1 protein-coding gene is annotated in these 234 nt (G+C 55.1%); it reads right to left on the reverse strand.

Going from position 1 to position 234, the window contains the following annotated elements:
• Positions 1 to 234 (reverse strand): LysR substrate-binding domain-containing protein (locus ACPYOI_RS37110; RefSeq protein WP_481424311.1); only part of this gene is annotated, 234 nt, incomplete at both ends.

Consider the following 234-nt stretch of genomic DNA (forward strand, 5'->3'; position numbering starts at 1 on the left):
ATAACTCCCAAATCAGCACGACCTTCCGCGATGGCCAGTGCAATCTCAGTGCTTGGGCGTTCATGGAGGTCGATAGAAAGATCGGGATAGGCTATCAAGAACCTGCCGAGTTGATGCGGCAGAAACGAAACCAACCCAGCCTTGTTGGACAAGAGCCTGATGCGCCCTTTCAGGCCAGCGCCGTAGGTGCGCAGTTCTCCACGTATTTGCTCCACCTGGTCCAGGATCAAACGG

The sequence above is a fragment of the Rhizobium sp. SVR5-2C genome, assembly GCF_056755115.1.